This window comes from Terribacillus saccharophilus, from assembly GCF_000725365.1.
Classification (GTDB): Bacteria; Bacillota; Bacilli; order Bacillales; family Amphibacillaceae; genus Terribacillus; species Terribacillus saccharophilus.
In genome coordinates, this window is record NZ_CP008876.1 from 199,037 (window position 1) to 218,743 (window position 19,707).

Sequence of the window (19,707 nt, forward strand, 5' to 3'; positions counted from 1 at the left end):
CAACCCCGTAATAGTTTCTTCTTATAAGAACTCTGTTTTTTCTGTACTAGCAAAGGATACTTTTCTTATTAAAAAGGGAATAGGAATGCAAACTGCTTACTTACTTTTCAGAATAAAGGGAGGTTTTTCAGGATGAAATATACAGATATACCAGGAATCGAGCGCCCGCTATCACAATTAATCCTGGGAACAACAAAATTCTTCGAAGACAAAAAAGATGATGTATTCGCTGTTCTGGATGCCTTCTTACAGGCAGGCGGCAATACGATTGATACAGGACCAAAATATGCGAAATACCAAGCTGAGAAACTGATTGGTCAGTGGATGCAAGAGCGAGGTAACCGTGAGGATGTGATTCTTATATCCAAAGGCGGGCATTACCATATTGATAAGGATGGTACGCATCATCCCGACATGAAGCGTGTTGATCCTGTCGAAATTACAAAGGATCTACATGATAGCTTGGAAAATCTGCAGACAGATTATATCGACATCTATCTCATACATCGGGATGATCGAAGTGTTCCTGTCCAAGTGCTTATGGATATGCTGCATGAGCATAAAAAGGCCGGGAAAATCGGCATATATGGAGTATCTAATTGGCAGCCTGATCGCATTGAGGAGGCGAATGCCTACGCTGATGCCAAAGGATTTGACCGACTGTTCGTGAACAGTCCGAACTTGAGTCTCGCGCAGCTGAACGAAGTGCGCTGGGCTGAGACAGTGGCATTGGATAATGATAATCTGGCTTGGCACCGCCGTACAGGTATGCCGGTCATTTCTTGGGCATCTCAGGCAGGAGGCTTCTTTACTGGTACCTATGATAGGCATCATGTGACAGATGAAGAAATAGCCCGGGTTTATTACAATGATGATAACTGGGAACGATTTGATCGTGCAGCCGAAATTGCTGAGAAAAAAGGCGTGACGGCGAATCAGATTGCTGTTGCGTATGTACTGCATCAAGATTTCCCGACATGTGCTATTGTCGGTTGTAAAAATGTACAGCGATTAGAAGAAGCACTGCCGGCAATTGATATTGATCTGACGGAAGAAGAAGTAAAGTGGCTGAATCTAGAGCTTGCCGATGCCGCAGTGAAGTAGGGTATTTCTCTCTTACGATTTTTTGATTTATCGTATACAATAGAACATAATGCAAAGTATACGAAACGTAAGGAGAGGAGTTACAGCGTGCGGACAATGAGCAGACAGCATATACCCGTGCGGGCGAAGAATATCGTCCTGATCGGATTCATGGGTGTCGGGAAAACGACCATCGGCAAGATGGTTGCCGATAAACTTTACAGGGATTTCATCGACGTTGATATCGAAATCGAACGCCGTTATGACAAGACGATACCAGAAATATTTGCGCAGCATGGTGAAGGGTATTTTCGAGAGATTGAACGGAATACGGTCATCGATATTTGTGATAATAAACAATGTAATATCGTTTCTCTCGGAGGTGGTGCTTTTAAACAAGAAGCCATCCGGGAAAAATGTCTCGACAGCTGTCTGGTGCTCTTCCTTGATTTAAGTTGGGATCGCTGGAAGGAACGTATGGATCTGCTGATCGAAAACCGCCCTGTGCTGCATAATAAGTCGGTCGACGAGGTCCAAGAGATCTTTGACGAACGACAGGCGATTTATGCAGAACATAATGCGCGGGTCACAACCGATAACTTGAATCCAGAGGAAGTCGCGGATTATATCGTGGAAATACTGAAGCTGGGCTGGGAACTCCATCAGCCGCTATCCTGATCAAACACTTGATCAAAGAGCTATTGCAATTAACTAGTTGTAATAGCTCTTTTTAACCGGAATAATTGTCCTAATTATCAAACAATTAACAGTTCTATCTGCTTATTTTTGCTATAAAGGGTTTCCTGTAAGGAAAAGCAGGGTACAGAAATGTACGATTTCAAAGGAGGATGAACGTCTTGCATCACAAAGATACAATTCATGTTGTTTCCAGTGCGGATGATAACTATGCCCACCACCTTGGTGTGATGCTGGCATCCCTGCTTACAAATGTCGATAAGAACAGACGAGTCATGCTATATGTAATCGACGGGGGCATCAAAAAGCCAAACAAAAGAATGCTAATGAAGACGACGATGCAATTCGGTGTTCCGATCCGTTTTCTATCCATAGATACAGAATCCTATAAGAATGCAACAGAAAGCAGATATATAAATAAAACAGCTTACTATCGTATCTCCATTCCGGAGGTCATAACAGATCCTAGTGTAGAACGAGTCATCTATATCGACTGCGACACACTTGTGCTGACGGATATTGCCCAGCTGAACGATATCGATCTGGATGGGAACCTGATGGCGGCAGTAGAGGATGCTGGCCAGCTTCAGCGTTTGGAGAAAATGAATATTACTACTGAAGGCAAGTACTTTAATTCCGGTATGATGGTTATTGACATGGAAGGCTGGCGCAAACAAAATATCTCGAATAGAGTGCTGCAATTCATTGATGAAAACAATGATCCGGATTTCCTTTACTTACATGATCAAGATGCCTTGAATGCTATTCTTTGGGATAAGTGGAAGCCAATCCATCCGAAATGGAATGCGCAATCCTTTATCATACTAAAGACAAAAACGCCTCGAGAATTAGTAGAGCGGAAACGTTATAAAGAAGCTCGCCAATCACCTGCCATCGTTCATTTCACTGGTGCGAATAAACCGTGGAACTCAGATGTAGGGCATCCGTTTGCTCCGCTGTATTTCGAATTCCTGCAGCAGACACCATGGAAAGTACTTCCTGAGAAAAAGGAACAGGAAGTGTACGCAGACTAAGACACAGCTAATATGGCTGTGTCTTTTTTATTTGCTATAATACAGGAAACAGGGTAAAGGACGGATTCGAGATGGGCCAAGAAAAAAAGAAGTTATTGGGGAGTACGCGCAGAAAGTGGTTATTGAATAAGTTGCAGGCAGCAGCCGGCCCACTTAAGGGAAGTGAACTGGCAGAGGAGGCAAATGTCAGCAGACAGGTTATCGTAGGTGATGTTACACTGTTGAAAGCAGAGCAGCACCCGATCATCGCTACCAGTGAGGGATATGTACTGCAGCAGCATCCTGCCTATTCAGTTGAAAGAATCGTAGCTTGTCAGCATGCACCTGAACGGACGGAGGAAGAGCTGCAATTGCTTGTAGACTTGGGTGTGACAGTGAAGGATGTCCGGGTGGAGCATCCAGTTTATGGACAAATAACGGCTTCTATCATGGTATCCAGCCGAAGAGAAGTAAAAAAGTTCATCGAGCGGATAGCAAACAGCAATGCAGGTTATTTATCTGAACTGACTGATGGTATCCATCTTCATACATTGGCAGCAAATGATGAGTCAATAATGGAGGAAGCAATCAATTTGTTGAGCCATCATGGCTTTTTAGTGCCAGAGTGGGATTGATCATACGGTCAATCCCACTTTTCTTTCACTGATTGCCCAGAGCTGCTTAGCTAGTTCAGCATCATCGGCCTGGCCCTTCACGTCCTGGATTTGACGTTTGTAAAAGTAACCGCCAGATACATGCTGCACTTCAGAGCTTTCCGCTAGATACAGAGCAGTATCTGCCCCATCAGCAGGCGATTGGAAAAATGGACGTAGTAATTGATGAATCTTTTTGCCAAATCCGGTCTGCCTGTCCACACCGAGACTTGTGCTTACCGCTCCAGGATGTACTGCGTTTACCGTGGCATTTGAATGATGAAGACGCAGAGACAGCTCTTTGGTGAATAAAAGGTTAGCAAGTTTGCTGTGACCGTAATTTTGCCAAGGCGTAAAGGATTCGGCTCCGCCTAGATCATCCAGATTTATTTTTCCGATTTTATAAGCACCGGAAGATACAACGACCACACGACCTTGAGGTGCTGCTTTGATTTGTTCTATCAGTAAATTGGTCAAGAGGAAGTGTCCGAGATGATTCACACCCATCATCATCTCCAAACCATCAGCAGTGAATTGTTTTTTTGTTGTAACAATGCCGGCATTGTTGATGAGTACGTCAATAGCAGGATGTTCTGCTTTCAATGCTTCCGCACAGGTGTGAATACTAGTAAATGAAGCCAAGTCGCATACATATAAATGTATGTTCTCCGAACCGCTTTGCTGTTTAGCTTCCTTCATTGCTTGTGTGCCGCGTTCTTCAGAGCGACAAAGCATACATACGGCGTATCCTCTTCTGGCTAACGATACAGCTGTGGCAAAGCCCATACCGGAATTAGCGCCGGTGATTACGGCTGTTTTCTGCATATTGTACACCACTTTCCTTGTTATTCTGGACGTTTCAGTGTGAATAGCTTTCCAAGCTTACTGTAATCATTACCTGCCAAGCGGCTGATTGGCTGGATGGTTTCCGCATTCAGATAGCCGGTGCTGTCATCATAAACTTCTGGTGAAAGATGATAACCAGCCACCTTTGCAAGCAATAGATCTGCTGTAACAGCCCCATCATCATCTTTTATCTCGATATGTTCATACAAGGTGCATTCCATCCTAATGGAAGCTTCAGCAATTCCGGGAACCGAAACGTATGTGCTTGGCTCGAGTGTTAAGCTGGTGTGATCAAGCTCGCTTTCTTCTGAAGGAAGCGTTGCTGCGGTTTTGTTCATTTCCTCTACAATTGGCTCTGTGCTGATATGGACAACAAGCTCGCCAGAGTGAATAGCATGGCGGGCCGTATCCTTTTGTTTTCCTCCTGCACGCTGGATCGAAATGCTGATAAGAGGCGGCGTTGCACTTACAATTGAAAAGTAGCTGAATGGAGCAGCGTTGACTACTTCCGATTCTGGCGATTTGGTCGTGACGAAAGCTACTGGCCTTGGGATGATGCTTCCTGTGAGTATTTTGTAGTGTGTTTTGGCTGAAAGGTCATTTGCATTGAATGTGAACAAGTTTATTACTCCTCTCTGTCAGGCTATCATAGAAACCTTACGTGCACTTAACAGTTCTATTACCGTTTAAAGATATTTTTAAGCACAGATGTAATGGAGTGCTCTGTTTTTTTGGTTATTTCTGTTGCCTTCTCTTGCTCCTTCTCCTCGTGCAGGAAGATATCAGGTTTATCAATCGCATGATCAACATGCAGAACGAGCGCGATATCCACATCTGCGCCTTGATTAGTTACGGATGTGTATGGAATATGACGCGATGAAGCAAGCGTCTTGTACGGCTTGAAGAAACGCATCGTAACTTCTCCGGAAAATCGCAGGGAAGCATCAGGATAGCTTTTCATAGCTTCCTCCAGCTGTTTTAGTCCTTTCTGCTGGACGACTTCTCCTTCTGTCAATGCAAGTATCGTTCTTTCCCGCAATGTTCCCAGAAACTCTTTCCTTTCACTTGCCTTTGTTTCTTTTATTCCATATATTCCTTCGTTTAGATAATCATCTATATCTTTTTTCAATGGTCTTCATCTCCGATTCGGTATTTCCAATTCATGGAGTTAGCTTTACAATAAAAGTAAAACAGGGGGCGAATACATAATGGCTACACTGCAATTCGAAAATCTCAGTAAAACTTCTCACAATACAACGCTCCTGCCTCCAATCGATATTGAGCTGAAAGCTGGTGAATGTTATGTCATTCGCTGTAATAAAGTGATTGGAAGTCAGCTGCTTAACATAATCATGAAACAAGAAAATCCATCTACCGGTAGTGTACTACTATTCGGTGAAAATATCGAAAACCTGCATTCTGTAAATGATCGTATTGGTTTTTTGTATCTCAATGATGCAACGTATACAAGAATGAAGGTATGTGAGTATCTGACCTTTTTTCGGAAGCTTTACGGCAGCAAGATTGAAGTGGAAGAGGTAATGCAGCAAATTGGACTGCGAGAGTGTCGAAGTACAAAAATCAGCAAACTGACTTATTCACAGGAGCGACGGGTGCAAATAGGCAGACTAATTGTGCAAGATCAGCCTATATTCATAATGGAAGAGCCCGAACAGAATGTTGATCTTGAAACCAGCTTGATCATTCACCGCATCATTAGTGAGTTGAAGGAGAGAGGTAAAACTATCCTTCTTACTACTATAGACTTGGAAAATGCATTAGCGCTCACCAATTATGTCTATACTTTGTCGGAAAAAAGCTGTAAAAGGATTGCTGTTGAAGAGGAAACCGAGCAAATAGCATCAGGCGAAGAAGCTATACAGCCAGTTAAGCTTGAGAAAATACCGGCAAAAATCGATGATAAGATCATTCTTTTTAATCCTTTCGATATTAACTTTATCGAGAGCAGCGAAGGAGTGGCGCAGCTTCATTTACAAGATGGTGTCTACCCATGTACATACACGCTCCAGGAATTGGAGGAGCGGCTGAGGGCTTTTGGCTTCTTTCGCTGTCATCGTTCCTATCTTGTGAATCTGCAGCAGGTGAAGGAAGTGGTAACTTGGACACGAAACAGCTTCAGTTTGATCCTTGATGATCATTCACGCAGTTCGGTTCCGTTGTCAAAAAACCGTTTTGAAGAATTAAAGGGTATGCTCGATCTGTAGCCTGCTCCATTCGGCCTTGATTTTTGCAGTATTCAGCCTATTATTTGCTCCATTCAGTATTTTAGTGTTCTGTTAAGCTTGATTTTACAGCGTTTTTCCCAAAAGACTAGTAAGCTTTGATTATCAACCGTTACGAACGGAAAGGAGCATCATAACATGGACTACGCATTACAAGTGAAGGATTTATCCAAGGTATTCGGACAGCAGCGGGCATTACAGCAAGTCTCATTCAATGTAAAAAAAGGAGAGGTCTTCGGCTTCCTCGGACCGAGCGGATCCGGAAAGACAACGACTGTTAAGATCCTTACAGGGCAGCTTCTGCAGACGGCAGGAGAAGTTAATATACTAGGTAAACCGGCATCTAAAATGAAAGATGCTGACTTAGGCAGAATAGGTATTTTAACCGACAACAGTGGGTTATATGAACGAATGACAGTTGAGCAGAATCTGGATTTCTATGCGAAGTTATATAATGCCGCTGCAGGAAGAGTGGAAGAGGTTTTGCAGCTGGTAGGCTTAGCTGAAGATAAGAAAAAACCAGTAAAAAAACTGTCAAAAGGGATGAAGCAGCGTGTGCTTCTTGCCCGTGCTGTCCTGCACAAACCAGAAGTGCTTTTCCTCGATGAACCGACTTCTGCTTTGGATCCTGGAAATGTTCAAAAGATGCATGATCTACTGCGGGATCTAAACCGAGAAGGAACAACGATTTTCCTGACCACGCACAATATGGAGGAAGCCGCGCAGCTTTGTGATCGCGTAGCGTTCCTGCATGAAGGACAAATACGAGAAATGGATGCGCCGAACCAATTGCAACGTAAATATGCTAAAAATACAATTCATCTGGAATTGAAAGATGGTCGCAACGAAACTATCGAGAATAATCCGACTGGAGCAGAACGACTGTATCAATACATGCAGGCAGAGGAAGTTCTTGCTGTGCATTCCGATCAGCCGACGTTGGGAGATATATTTATTGAAGTGACGGGGAGGAAATTAGCATGAATGCTGCACGAATATCCGCAATGCTTGTGAAAGAATACCATGATGCAAAATCTAATGTTCAAGTTTTATCTGTTGTAATTGTACCTATATTTTTAGCCATTCTTTATAGTCGTATGGATGGTGAACAGAGCTTTGCTGCATCTTTCGTCTTTATTATGACGGTTACATTTGTGACAATGTATGTCCAGGCGCTTCTGCTGGCAGAAGAGAAAGAAAAAAACACGCTGCAAGTCTTATTGCTATCACCCGCTAGCTCTGCAGATATCATGATCGGCAAAAGCATCATATCTGTCATTTTAACGGTTATAGTTTTGGTGGTATCTATGCTGATTATAGATGTGAATGTGGAGAGTCCCATCATGCTCTCCGTCACCTTGGTACTTGGTGTTATTCTTTTTGTTGCATTGGGTACGTTAGTTGGCTTGCTTAGTGAAAACTTGGTTCAGACTACCGTATATCTATTGCCGCTGAGCTTTGTGTTCGGGTTTGGTCCGATGATCCAAATGTATTTCTCAGAAGGTATAGTGGCGGATATATTAGGCTATACGCCAGGAAGTTTTATGATGGAAGCGTGTTTGGCAGCAATTAGCGGGGAGGCCTTCTCCTCTTATCGAGAAGACATCATTTGGCTTGTTGGATGGACAGTAGCGGCTTTAGTTGTTACCTTCATTACCTTTAAAAAGAAAAGTTTATCCAAATAAGAAAGCCGCCCATTATGGGCGGCTTTTCATTTATCCTACACTGCTGCGTTTGCGTAGATCTTCTTCGATTTGTTCCAAGCTTTTCCCGCGTGTCTCGGTCGTGAAGAATTTGACGAATAGGAGGGCAAGGATGCCGATGACGGCGAAAATATAGAAAAGGTAGCTGATACCGATTGCATTGAGCAAAATCGGAAATAGCAATGACACAATCAAGTTTGCACCATGTAGAGCGAAGGTAGCTACACCTGTTCCAATTCCTCGAACTGCTGTCGGGAATAGTTCTGGAAGCATGATCCAAACAACTGGTCCCCATGTTGTCGAGAACGATACGATGAAGGTTCCGAGGCAAATGATGATTGCCCATGTTGCAGCTGTAGAATCAGGTGCCAGTAAGTTAACGGTAGACAGAACTACCAAGCTGATAACCATTCCGATGTTACCTGCCATTAGCAAAGTTTTACGGTTGATTTTATCTACAAAACGGATAGCGATGAGTGTCATTAGTACATTGACTGCTCCGATACCGACAGTACCGAGAATGGCAGCGGAGTTTGCGAATCCGGCGTTCTCCAGTGTGATTGGTGTGTAATAAATAATGGTATTGATACCGATGAACTGCTGGAAGAATGCAATACCCATTCCGGCGATTAAAGCGGGGCGTACCCAGCTGGAAAACAGTTCTTTCATTCCGCCTTCATCTTCTTTTTCTGCTTTCTTAACTTCGGAGACTTCTTCATCAATTGAAGCATTTTCTCCTCGTACACGCTTTAGAATAGCCCGTGCTTGATCTTCTTTTCCTGCTGTAAGGAGCCAGCGTGGGCTTTCCGGCATGAAGAACATACCGACGATTAAGATGATTGCTGGGATAACAGCCAGTCCAAGCATCCAGCGCCATGCGCCTGCATCTGACAGAGCATAGTTAACAAGGTATGAAGACAAAATACCAATTGTAATTAATAGTTGATTCAATGAAGCGAGAGAGCCGCGTTTTTCTTTTGGAGCAAGCTCTGATAAGTAAAGTGGTACAATTGTCGTCGAACATCCAACTGCTAAACCAAGAATGACACGAGCAACAACCATCATTGTTACATTGACAGCAAGTCCAGCGGTCAATGCGCCGATAAGGAATAAGATACCGGCTCCGATAATCGTTTTTTTACGTCCAATTTTATCTGTAACACGGCCAGTGATGGCAGCGCTGATGATAGCCCCTACTAATAGTGAGCTAACGACAAGTCCCTCCGTGAAGGAATTCAGTCCAAGATCTTCGTCGATGTATAGCAGTGCACCAGAGATGACTCCGGTATCATATCCATACAGCAAGCCGCCAAGTGCACCAAAAAAATACAATAAGCCATTGGATTGCTTTTTCTGCATATATTGCTACCTCCTAAGTTGTGCGATAACTATGTTATAATTATGTAAGCCTTTTCCTCTTTCGGTATAAGATGAAACCTTTCCATCTGCTCTCGATTGAAAAGTCCCACAATAAACCATTATAATTTAATAGTATCAGAATTGACTACCTAAAAATGTTATTAGGAGGATTTTGCTTGGCTAAAAAAATGATAGCAATAGACCTGGATGGAACATTACTGAATACTGAGAGTCAAATCCCCGAAGAAAATAAAGCAGCAATCAAGCGTGCTATTGATGCGGATATGCTGGTTTCAATTAGTACTGGACGCGCAACATTTGATGTGAAGTCCCTTGTCGGAGATGATTTGGATATCCCGATCATTGCTTCAAACGGCGGTACGATACATGATGTTGGATATAAATTACTTAACACAATTACATTTGAGAAAGAACTTGCAAGGGAAATAGCGACGTTCCTCATTGAACAGGATATCTACTTTGAAGTGTATACAGAAACAGAGCTGCTTTCTCCTTATAATGGAGAAGAAAAGCTGCAGGCGGAATTAGATAAAGTGATTTCTGCCAACCCTGATGAAAGCCTTGAGAAGCTTTGGATCGGTGCTATGTCCCAGTTCAAGCAATCCGGTATCCGCTTTGTCCCGAATATTGACCATATTTTCACCGATGAGAATACAATATTCAAGATTCTTGTCTTCAGTTTTGATCTGCAGAATTTGGCTAAAGTGTATAAAGCTATTAGACAGAATACGAAGATCGCGGTTACATCCTCTGGTGAGCATATTCTTGAAATATTACCCGAGAAATCTGGTAAAGGCTATGCGGTGACGATGCTTGCTGAAAAATATGGAATTCAGAAGGAAGATATCTACGCAGTAGGAGATAGCCCGAATGATATCAGTATGTTTGAGGTTGCTGGTAACGGCGTTGCGATGAAAAATGCAATGACAGAGCTCATGGAAATTGCTACGCATGTGACAAAGACGAATGATGAGCTTGGCGTAGCATATTTTATTGATAAGCTGATTGCTGGAGAGCAAGAAGAATTGCGACGAGTCGAAGAAGGCGTGTAAGGAAAACCCGATGCAGTAGTGCATCGGGTTTTTACGTTTTCCTGCTAATTTGTTTAGAATTATCCAATAAAGGGGTGCGTAAGCTGCATGTTACATGTAGAATAGAGTGATAATCATTCTCAAAGAAAGAAGTGTGGGTCTTGTTAAAAGAGTTTTTTGCTTTTTATAAACCGTATAAACGGCTTTTTATGCTGGACTTCGGCAGTGCTGTTTTTGTAGCCATTTTGGAGCTGGCTTTTCCAATTGGCGTTAATATGATGGTCGACCGATTGCTTCCGACTGAAAACTGGAGCTGGATTGTGACAGCGTGTATTTTGTTGTTCATTGTCTATGGCTTGAGTACAGTCACACAATACATAGTCACTTATTGGGGACATAAGCTTGGCATCAATATCGAGCGGGATATGCGCAAACAGCTGTTTGAGCATATTCAGAAGCTGAGCTTTCGTTTCTTCGATAATACAAAGGTAGGAAACTTGATTTCCCGATTGACGAACGATTTGTTCATGATCGGGGAAATGGCTCACCACGGTCCGGAAGATCTGTTTATCGCGCTAATGACCATTGTTGGTGCGCTCACAATTATGTTCTTCATCAATTGGCCGCTTGCTTTAATGACAATGCTAGTCGTTCCGATTCTGTTCTGGATTGTTCTTTATTGCAACAAGAAAATGACGGAAGCCTCCAGAAGAATGAACGAAGATACAGCAGATTTCAGTTCTAGAATCGAAAATACTGTTGGTGGTATTCGTGTTGTTCAGGCTTTTACTAACGAAGCGCACGAAGAAGCGCGATTCAAGGTCAACAATGAACGTTACCGTCTGACGAAATTGCTTTCTTATAAAATTATGGCGCTGAATCTATCAGTTACGTATATGCTGATGCGATTCATAGCTGTTTTTCAGTTAATTGCCGGCGCCTGGTTCATTATTCAGGGAACAATGTCTTACGGAGATCTGGTAGCCTTCATTCTCCTGACAAACGTATTCTTCCAGCCGATTCAGAAAATCGGTGCAATCATCGAGCTTTATCCGAAAGGAATTGCTGGATTCCAGCGCTATATGGACATCATGCGGCTTGATCCGGATATAAAGGATGCACCAAATGCCAAGCAGGTTGATGCTCTCACGGGAAATATCCGATATGATAACGTCTCGTTCGGATACAAAGAGGGCAGTTCGATTCTCAAAGATATTAGTTTCTCTATAAATGCAGGAGAGACGGTTGCTTTTGTTGGCCCTTCCGGAGCTGGTAAATCTACGATATGCAGTCTGCTGCCGCGCTTTTATGAGCGTAATGCAGGAGAAATAACCATAGATGGTATTCCGACGAATGAGATGACATTGGCATCCTTGCGAAGTCAAATCGGAATCGTACAGCAAGATGTTTATTTGTTCGGCGGCACTATCAGGGAAAATATTGCTTATGGCAAGTTGGGTGCAACAGATGCTGAAATTGAGGAAGCTGCGAGAAGAGCTCAGCTGACTGATTTCCTTGCTGAATTGCCGAAAGGATTGGATACTGTTATTGGGGAACGTGGCGTGATGATTTCCGGTGGTCAGAAACAGCGTATATCCATTGCGCGTGTATTCCTGAAGAATCCGCCAATCCTCATACTGGATGAAGCAACATCTGCATTGGATACAGAAACAGAAGTTAAAATACAAGAAGCGCTGGATGAGCTGTCAGCAGGGCGTACAACATTAGTAATTGCCCACCGACTGGCAACAATCAAGCATGCTGATAAGATTATAATGGTAACGAAACAAGGTATTACGGAAGAAGGAAAGCATAGCGAGCTATTGCAAAAAGAAGGTGCTTATCGCCGTCTTTATGATGCGCAGTTTGCTCACTAATTCATTAGAAACAGGAAGTTTTCTTCCATTAGGGAGAAACTACTTCCTGTTTTTTCGTAAGATATGAAAGCGTTTTCTATTAATATATGTTAGAATATTTTACAATAAAATTAGAATTATTAGATTTTTTTGACGATATTCTATTGCAGATTCGCTTGTCTTTAGGTAACATCACAGGGAAGGAAAGCTAACATGACTTTTGCATACATAGGAGGAAATGCTAATGAGCACTATTTCGATTGATAATCTTATAAGAAATAAAGCGGAAAAGCTATGCGCGATAAGTGAGCGAATTTGGGAATTTGCTGAATTGCGTTTTCAAGAGAAGCGATCTGCAGCACTTCTTGCGGATGTGCTGGAAGAGGAAGGATTTGATGTCGAGCGCGGCATTGCAGGTATCGAAACAGCGTTCGTAGCAAACTTTGGTGCAGGCAAACCAGTCATCTCTTTTTTGGGAGAATTCGATGCGCTTTCTGATTTGAGTCAGGAAGCGGGTGTAATAGAGCAACAAGTGATTGTTTCAGGAGGGTCGGGTCACGGCTGCGGCCATAACCTGCTCGGTACAAGTGCTCTGGGAGCTGCGTTAGCGGTAAAGGAATATATGCAGGAAAATGGATTGAGCGGTACTGTTCGTTACTACGGCTGTCCAGGAGAAGAAGGTGGATCAGGAAAAACCTTCATGGCTAAAGAAGGCGTCTTTGATGATGCAGATGCGGCTATTACTTGGCATCCATTTACGCATAGCGGGGTGCAAAGAGCCGAGACGTTGGCCAACTACCAAGTATATTTCAAATTTAAGGGGAAAAGTGCACACGCAGCAGGCGGACCTCATTTGGGGCGCAGTGCGCTGGATGCAGTTGAGCTGATGAATATCGGCACTAACTTCCTGCGAGAACATGTTATACAGGACGCTCGTTTGCATTATGCGATTACGAATGCAGGCGGTGTTTCTCCGAACGTCGTTCAGCCTGAAGCGGAAGTTCTATATTTGGTTAGGGCTCCGGAGACAGAACAAGTTGAAAGTATTTATCAGCGCGTAGTGAAAATTGCCAAAGGAGCAGCGCTAATGACGGAAACTGAGCTGGAGATAACATTCGACAAGGCTTGTTCCGGCTTTATCCGCAATACTGTCCTTGAGCAAGTTATGCAGAACGAGGTGGAGCGAGTTCGGGTGCCTGAGTATTCCGCAGAAGAACTTGATTTTGCAAGAGGTATCCAAACGACGCTGAGTGAAGAAGATATCTCTTCAGATAAGCGCTCTATTCTGCAGATAATTGGAAAGGATGCTGCATTGTGGGAAGAAGAGATGGAGACATCACCACTTCTTACAACACCAATTCCGTACCAAGATATAGACAATTTCCAATACGGTTCAACTGATGTGGGAGATGTGAGCAGAATCACACCTACTATCCAATTCCATGCAGCTTGCTTTGCTATTGGTACTCCATTACATACATGGCAAGTAGTGTCCCAGGGGAAAACGCCTCTAGCTCAAAAAGGAATGCTCTATGCAAGTGAAGTAATGGCAGCTACTGCATTATCTCTATTTGATAAGCCAGAACAGCTGAAAGCTGCAAAATTTGAACTGCAAAAGCGTCTAGGACCAAATGGATATACAAGTCCTATCCCGGATGGCATCAAGCCAACCATATTAGCCTAACTAACAGATCGGGGGTAAAGAGATGGAAAATCAAACACAGAATGGCGGCTCGCAGAAGCCTAAAAAAGAAGAGGGAAGGGCCCTCAGGTTTCTCTCTGCAATAGAACGAGCGGGGAATAAGCTTCCTGATCCGTTTATGCTTTTCATTTACTTGGCAGTTTTCATTGCCATTGTTTCCTGGATCATGAGTATGCTTGGCGTATCCGTCACCACACCTGAAAATGAGGTTGTGGAAGTCAACAACATGATTTCAAAAGAAGGATTGATTTTCGCTTTATCCTCTATGCTGGACAACTTCACGGGATTTGCTCCGCTTGGTCTTGTGCTGGTCATGATGTTCGGTATCGGGCTTGCGCAGCATGTTGGATTTTTTGAAGTAGCTATGCGGGGAATGGTAGCAAATATTCCTAAAAGCTTGGTTACGTATATGGTCATCTTCACAGGGGTATTAGGAAATATTGCGTCGGATGCTTCTATGGTAATTATACCGCCGCTTGCTGCAATGATTTATTATTCCGTTGGCAAACATCCGATTGCAGGTCTTTTAACAGCCTTTGTTGCTGTATCAGCCGGTTTCACAGCGAACTTCCTTATTGCTGGAACAGATGTCTTGCTGTCTGGTATTTCGACAGAAGTCATTCAAGGCCGGTATCCGGATGCACGGTCTGTGTCTCCGCTGGATAACTGGTACTTTATGGCGGCTTCAACTATAATGCTCGTATTTGTTGTAGCTTTTATTTCGAAGAAGTTTATTGAACCGCGTCTAGGTGAATTTAATCCTGAATTTGCAGATAAGAGTATCCTGACTGCGAAAATAGAGAAGCTGCGTCCGGAACAAAAGCGCGGTATTCGAAATGCATTAATAGCAGCTGGAATTTATATTGTTCTCGTTTCCTTGCTTATCGTGCCTTCTAATGGTCTTTTGCGTGGAGAAGATGGAGGAGTGCTTCAATCTCCGTTTTTGAGTAATATAGTGCCGCTGATCTTAGTTCTTTTCATCGTATTGGCGGTGTCATATGGTTTTACAGCCGGTACACTCAAGAAGATCTCAGATGTCCCGGAAAAGATGGGTATTGCGATGAAAGAAATGTCAGGGTTCATCGTACTGGTCTTTGCTGCTGCACAGTTCATCGCGTATTTTGAATGGACTAATATTAGTACAATCATTTCGGTGAACGGCAGTAACACTTTGGAGAGCATGAACATGACGGGCATAGGAGCCATGGTAGGATTCACCTTGATTTCATCTATCGTCAATTTGTTCATCACAAGTGGCTCTGCACTTTGGGCACTGCTTGCTCCGGTATTTCTTCCTATGTTTTATCAGTTGGGCTACGATCCAGCTTATACACAGGTGGCTTTCCGTATTGGGGATTCGGCTTTCAATATCCTGTCTCCAATGAATCCATACGTTGTTATGCTGCTTGGGTTCATGAAACGATATGATAAACGAACGGGTCTTGGGACGCTAATGTCTCTCATGCTACCATTTGCACTTCTGATTTTGGCAGCTTGGATCATTATGTTTGTTGTTTGGAGTTTGCTTGGACTGCAGGTTGGTCCAGGTGTTGATATTCGATTATAAGAAATGGGGGGCGCGCCTATGCAGCGCCCTTTTTTATTGACGTTTTCTTTAGAATGCGATACATTAATTACTGAAAGTAACTCGATAATAATAAGTAACTAATAGGTGTTTGTTTAGTCGGGTATGCTATCAAACGGTAGTACAATTTTTGGAGGGATATATAATGACTCAAGATTTTTTCAAAGCTTTAGAAAACAGAAGATCCATTTATGCACTAGCAAAAGAATCTCCAGTTTCTGATGAACGTATTCAAGAAATTGTGGAGTTTGCAGTTAAATACACACCATCCGCATTCAACTCTCAAAGCACACGTGTAATCGTGCTTCTAGGAGACAAGCATGATCGTTTCTGGGATCTTACTGAAGAGCAGCTTCGTGCAGTGGTTCCGGCTGATAACTTTGCACCAACTGAAGAGAAAATCTCATCTTTCCGTAATGGATATGGTACGGTTCTATTCTTTGAAGATGAAACAGTTGTAAAAGGTCTTCAAGAGCAATTCGCACTTTATGCTGATAACTTCCCGATCTGGTCTGAGCAGACTTCTGGTATGCATCAGCTTGTGGTCTGGACTGCATTGGAAATGGAAGGTCTTGGTGCGAGTCTGCAGCACTATAACCCATTAGTAGACGAGGCAATCCAAAAAGAATGGGATATCCCATCTAACTGGAAGCTTCGCGGTCAGATGCCTTTCGGTAAGCCGACAATGCCAGCTGGCGATAAAGAATTCCAACCTCTTGAAGAGCGTGTTAAAGTCATTAAATAATAAAAAAAGTGCTATTGTCTTGTATAGACAATAGCACTTTTTTTAGATATAATTGTTTGAAAATTCTGTTACAGTTATATTACATACGTTTCCATCACTGAGAGCCGGGGTATATAGTAGCTACTAACATAATCAATCACATTTAAATGAAAGGAAGGAAGCAAAGTGAGTGCCTATCCATATAAGAAGTTGCAGCATGCCGGTGACTTGTCGGATGACGAACGAGATGAGATCCTAACAACATTGGAACGATACATGGATTACTTACGAGATGAAATGTCGAAATCAGATGACCTTCCTGCCGTCAAATAAAAAAAGGAGTATCCCGATATGCGGGATACTCCTTTTGCTTTACATTAATGCCGTTATCAAGAATGGCAATGTGATAATTGACAGGATTGCACTGATTACGAATGCAGATGCAACCTCTGTTTCCAAACTCTTGAAGCGAATTGCAATCATAGTTGCAACTGCAGAACCTGGGAAGGATACAAGCAATACTGCTTGTACGAAATCATTGTGTCCTAAGCCAAGTGCAAGTGCAATACCAACCATAACAAGCGGTTGAACAACTGCTTTTAGAATGGCAATTGAAAATGCAGAGAAGCTAAGTTTGATTTTGTTGATACCGATTGTAACACCAACTGCGAATAGTGCAACACCAGAAACAACATCACCAATTTGGTCAAGTGATTTCTCGCCTAGTTCCGGAAGGTGGAAGTTAAAGACAAGAACAAGAATCAAACCGATGATCGGTACACATGCAAGTGGTTCAGTAAGACCATGACCGATGGATTTCATTGTTACTTTGAAAAGACTCTCTTTGTTTTCAGTGGACTCTGAACCATTATTACGTGATCCAACAGTACCAAGGATAGTAGACAATGGATCAAGGACAGCATTTACGATAATACCCATAAGGGCAATTGGAATTGCAATTGCTTCTGCACCGAAGATACTTCCCATAACAGGAATACCCATGAAGGCAAAAGTAGGCTGTGTTGAATTCAATGAGAACATCGTTGAAGTAACGAAGTCATATTTAGTAGTCCATTTTGTAATAAGAAGTAAGACGATGAAAAAGCCGATAACGCCAATTAGCAATGCTCCAAGGAACGATGCTTTATCAAAGATTGTTTCGCGGGAAGTTGTTGTAATCCCAACGAATAAGTGTGCTGGTAAAGCAATTTTTGTTACAAGTGTGTTAATCCCTTTAGATGTTTCTTTGTTGAAGATGCCACGATTCCCAGCGATGAATCCAAGAAGGATTACGAAGAAAATCGGGACTAGTATGATGAAAATTTCACCAAAACTCATGTTCTTTCCACTCCCTACAGTAGTTATAATGCTCATGTTGTCAAAATTAATACAGGTGCCTCCTTTTGGAAGGAGTCACCTGCACCATTAGAAATTCTTTAAAAGCTTAGCCTCTGATGGATTTGTATTCTGGTTTCCAAACAGATTTAGCTAGAAGGTCTTTAATTTCTTCAGGTTTTGCATCAGATACGCCATCTTCGATTGCAGCTTTTGCAACTGCCTCAGCTACAGCGTTAGATACTGGTTGAAGCTCATCGATTGCTGGAAGCAAAGAGCCACCTTGTGTGTTGCTGTTAACCATGTCTGCAATTGCATTAGCTGCTGCTGCGAACATAGGAGCTGTAATCAAGTTCGCTTTAACAGCGATTGATCCAAGTCCAAGACCTGGGAACGCAAATGCGTTGTTAGCTTGACCGATATGGTAAGTTGTACCTTTGTATTCAACAGGGTCGAACGGGCTACCTGTTGCGATTAGTGCTTTACCTTCTGTCCACTCAAGCAAGTCTTTTGGAATTGCTTCCGCAAGTGGTGTTGGGTTGGACATAGGCATGATAACTGGATGCTCTACGTGTTTCGCCATTTCTTTGATGATTTCTGCACTGAAAGCACCAGCTTGGCCAGATGTACCGATTAAGATAGTCGGTTTCACTTGGCGGATAACTTCAGCAAGACCGATGATGCCATCTTCTTTGTTCCAGTCTTTCACTTCATCAGCGGAACGAAGGTAAGGTTTCTGGAATTCAGCAATGCCATCCATGTCATCAGTTAAAAGACCGCGTTGGTCGATAGCCCAGAAGTTTTTCAATGCGTCTTCTTTAGAGATGCCATCAAGTACCATAGTAGCTGCGATTTGGTCTGCGTTACCGATACCTGCAGAACCAGGTCCGAAGACAACTACACGCTGCTCGCTGATTGGTGTGCCAGTAACTTTGGAAGCACTCATAACAGCTGCAAGTGTGATGGCGCCAGTACCTTGGATATCATCATTGAAAGTAAGGATCTTATCGCCATACTTATCGATGATGTTGCGTGCGTTACGGTTACCGAAGTCTTCCCAGTGAAGAAGTACGTTAGGAAACTTAGCAACTGTTTTGCTGATAAATGCATCGATGAATTGATCGTATTGCTCACCGCGTACACGTTTATGACGGTTACCGACGTAAAGTGGATCGTTAAGCAATGTTTCGTTGTCTGTACCAGCATCAATTACTACTGGAAGAACACGGTTAGGATCGATACCAGCGGCAGCTGTATAAACAGCCAATTTACCAATAGCGATATTCAGACCACCGACACCCCAGTCACCAATTCCAAGAATGCTCTCAGAGTCAGTTACTACGATCAAGTCGATTTCATCTGTGTTAAGCAATGTATTTTCGTATGCTTGCTCGATGCTGTCCGGGTTGTTGATATCAAGATAAACACCGCCTGGACGTTGGTACTCGTGGCTGTATTCTTGGATAGCTTGTCCTACAGTTGGAGTATAAACGACTGGAAGCATTTCGCTTAGATGATCAGTCAATAGACGATAGTAAAGAACAACGTTACGGTTGTACAGCTGGTTTAACGTGTTGTTTTTCAACAAATTGTTAGGCTGTGCATTGAACTGCTCGTAAGCACGTTTTACTTGCTCATCTAGTGTTAATACTGTCGCTGGCAAAACACCGTCAAGACCAAGCTCAGCTCGTTCTTCTTTTGTAAAAGCGACACCTTTATTTAGAAAAGGATTTGAAATTAAGTTTTTACCTCTTAGAGAAGTGGATATTGATCCATCTTCGTTATTACGATATGTGTTCATATCTGATTCCACCTTTTCGAATAATTACTTACCTTTTGTAACTGCCACAACCAATT

At 42.8% G+C, this 19,707-nt stretch carries 19 protein-coding genes; 13 read left to right on the top strand and 6 right to left on the bottom strand.

Translation table 11 applies throughout. From position 1 onward, the window contains the following. Window positions 1–132: 132 nt before the first annotated feature. The 4 genes from GZ22_RS01010 to GZ22_RS01025 all read left to right on the top strand — a co-directional run bounded on the left by GZ22_RS01010 (window position 133) and on the right by GZ22_RS01025 (window position 3,427). Entirely contained in the window at window positions 133–1,104 is a 972-nt protein-coding gene (locus GZ22_RS01010; protein ID WP_038557836.1) for an aldo/keto reductase, read from the top strand. Between the two features lie 96 nt (window positions 1,105–1,200). Further along, window positions 1,201–1,761 carry a shikimate kinase gene (locus GZ22_RS01015; protein WP_038565374.1) on the top strand — a complete coding sequence of 187 codons (561 nt, stop codon included), beginning with the start codon at window positions 1,201–1,203 and terminating at the stop codon, window positions 1,759–1,761. 179 nt (window positions 1,762–1,940) lie between these two features. Next, window positions 1,941–2,813 carry a glycosyltransferase family 8 protein gene (locus GZ22_RS01020; protein WP_093881050.1) on the top strand — a complete coding sequence of 291 codons (873 nt, stop codon included), beginning with the start codon at window positions 1,941–1,943 and terminating at the stop codon, window positions 2,811–2,813. 71 nt (window positions 2,814–2,884) lie between these two features. Continuing rightward, a complete protein-coding gene (locus GZ22_RS01025; RefSeq protein ID WP_038557841.1) occupies window positions 2,885–3,427 on the top strand; it encodes a transcription repressor NadR in 543 nt (180 codons plus the stop codon). On the opposite strand, the gene GZ22_RS01030 is transcribed toward GZ22_RS01025, so the two are convergent. Genes GZ22_RS01030 through GZ22_RS01040 form a run of 3 tightly spaced genes read right to left on the bottom strand, consistent with a single transcriptional unit; the run spans window position 3,428 to window position 5,420 of the window. Next, on the bottom strand, window positions 3,428–4,270 hold the full coding sequence (locus GZ22_RS01030; protein ID WP_038557843.1) for an SDR family oxidoreductase: 843 nt from the start codon (window positions 4,268–4,270) through the stop codon (window positions 3,428–3,430). It abuts the gene before it with no gap. Between the two features lie 20 nt (window positions 4,271–4,290). Beyond that, on the bottom strand, window positions 4,291–4,911 hold the full coding sequence (locus GZ22_RS01035) for a flavin reductase family protein (protein WP_038557845.1): 621 nt from the start codon (window positions 4,909–4,911) through the stop codon (window positions 4,291–4,293). Window positions 4,912–4,970: 59 nt separating this feature from the next. Then, complete coding sequence (locus GZ22_RS01040; RefSeq protein WP_038557847.1) at window positions 4,971–5,420, bottom strand: YueI family protein; 450 nt, start codon at window positions 5,418–5,420, stop codon at window positions 4,971–4,973. Window positions 5,421–5,499: 79 nt separating this feature from the next. On the opposite strand from GZ22_RS01040, the gene GZ22_RS01045 reads away from it, so the two are divergent. From GZ22_RS01045 to GZ22_RS01055, 3 genes are all read left to right on the top strand, one after another. Then, a complete protein-coding gene (locus GZ22_RS01045; RefSeq protein ID WP_038557849.1) occupies window positions 5,500–6,516 on the top strand; it encodes a LytTR family transcriptional regulator DNA-binding domain-containing protein in 1,017 nt (338 codons plus the stop codon). 156 nt (window positions 6,517–6,672) lie between these two features. Next, the gene (locus GZ22_RS01050) at window positions 6,673–7,518 is read left to right on the top strand and encodes an ABC transporter ATP-binding protein (protein ID WP_038557851.1); all 846 of its coding nucleotides are present in this window, start codon (window positions 6,673–6,675) and stop codon (window positions 7,516–7,518) included. Then, window positions 7,515–8,219, top strand: a complete 705-nt coding sequence (locus GZ22_RS01055; RefSeq protein WP_038557854.1) for an ABC transporter permease — start codon at window positions 7,515–7,517, stop codon at window positions 8,217–8,219. Before GZ22_RS01050 ends, GZ22_RS01055 begins: the two co-directional genes overlap by 4 nt. A gap of 30 nt (window positions 8,220–8,249) precedes the next feature. Here GZ22_RS01055 and GZ22_RS01060 read toward each other — a convergent pair whose 3' ends face one another. Further along, window positions 8,250–9,596, bottom strand: a complete 1,347-nt coding sequence (locus GZ22_RS01060; protein ID WP_038557856.1) for a sugar porter family MFS transporter — start codon at window positions 9,594–9,596, stop codon at window positions 8,250–8,252. A 188-nt stretch (window positions 9,597–9,784) separates the two neighbouring features. Between GZ22_RS01060 and GZ22_RS01065 the strand changes: the two genes are divergently transcribed. From GZ22_RS01065 to GZ22_RS18490, 6 genes are all read left to right on the top strand, one after another. Beyond that, the gene (locus tag GZ22_RS01065; RefSeq protein WP_245609711.1) at window positions 9,785–10,669 is read left to right on the top strand and encodes a Cof-type HAD-IIB family hydrolase; all 885 of its coding nucleotides are present in this window, start codon (window positions 9,785–9,787) and stop codon (window positions 10,667–10,669) included. Between the two features lie 140 nt (window positions 10,670–10,809). Beyond that, the gene (locus GZ22_RS01070; protein ID WP_038557860.1) at window positions 10,810–12,525 is read left to right on the top strand and encodes an ABC transporter ATP-binding protein; all 1,716 of its coding nucleotides are present in this window, start codon (window positions 10,810–10,812) and stop codon (window positions 12,523–12,525) included. Window positions 12,526–12,748: 223 nt separating this feature from the next. Continuing rightward, window positions 12,749–14,188, top strand: a complete 1,440-nt coding sequence (locus tag GZ22_RS01075; protein WP_038557863.1) for a M20 family metallopeptidase — start codon at window positions 12,749–12,751, stop codon at window positions 14,186–14,188. A 22-nt stretch (window positions 14,189–14,210) separates the two neighbouring features. Then, window positions 14,211–15,773: an AbgT family transporter gene (locus GZ22_RS01080; RefSeq protein WP_038557865.1), complete on the top strand. Its 1,563-nt coding sequence runs from the start codon at window positions 14,211–14,213 to the stop codon at window positions 15,771–15,773. A gap of 163 nt (window positions 15,774–15,936) precedes the next feature. Further along, entirely contained in the window at window positions 15,937–16,536 is a 600-nt protein-coding gene (locus GZ22_RS01085) for a nitroreductase family protein (protein ID WP_038557867.1), read from the top strand. A gap of 165 nt (window positions 16,537–16,701) precedes the next feature. Next, entirely contained in the window at window positions 16,702–16,848 is a 147-nt protein-coding gene (locus tag GZ22_RS18490; protein ID WP_158221569.1) for a hypothetical protein, read from the top strand. Between the two features lie 39 nt (window positions 16,849–16,887). On the opposite strand, the gene GZ22_RS01090 is transcribed toward GZ22_RS18490, so the two are convergent. Further along, window positions 16,888–17,853: an AEC family transporter gene (locus GZ22_RS01090; RefSeq protein WP_038565377.1), complete on the bottom strand. Its 966-nt coding sequence runs from the start codon at window positions 17,851–17,853 to the stop codon at window positions 16,888–16,890. A 106-nt stretch (window positions 17,854–17,959) separates the two neighbouring features. Beyond that, window positions 17,960–19,651 (bottom strand): NAD-dependent malic enzyme, encoded by a 1,692-nt coding sequence (locus tag GZ22_RS01095; RefSeq protein WP_038557870.1) that lies wholly within the window; start codon window positions 19,649–19,651, stop codon window positions 17,960–17,962. Between the last annotated feature and the right edge of the window lie 56 nt (window positions 19,652–19,707).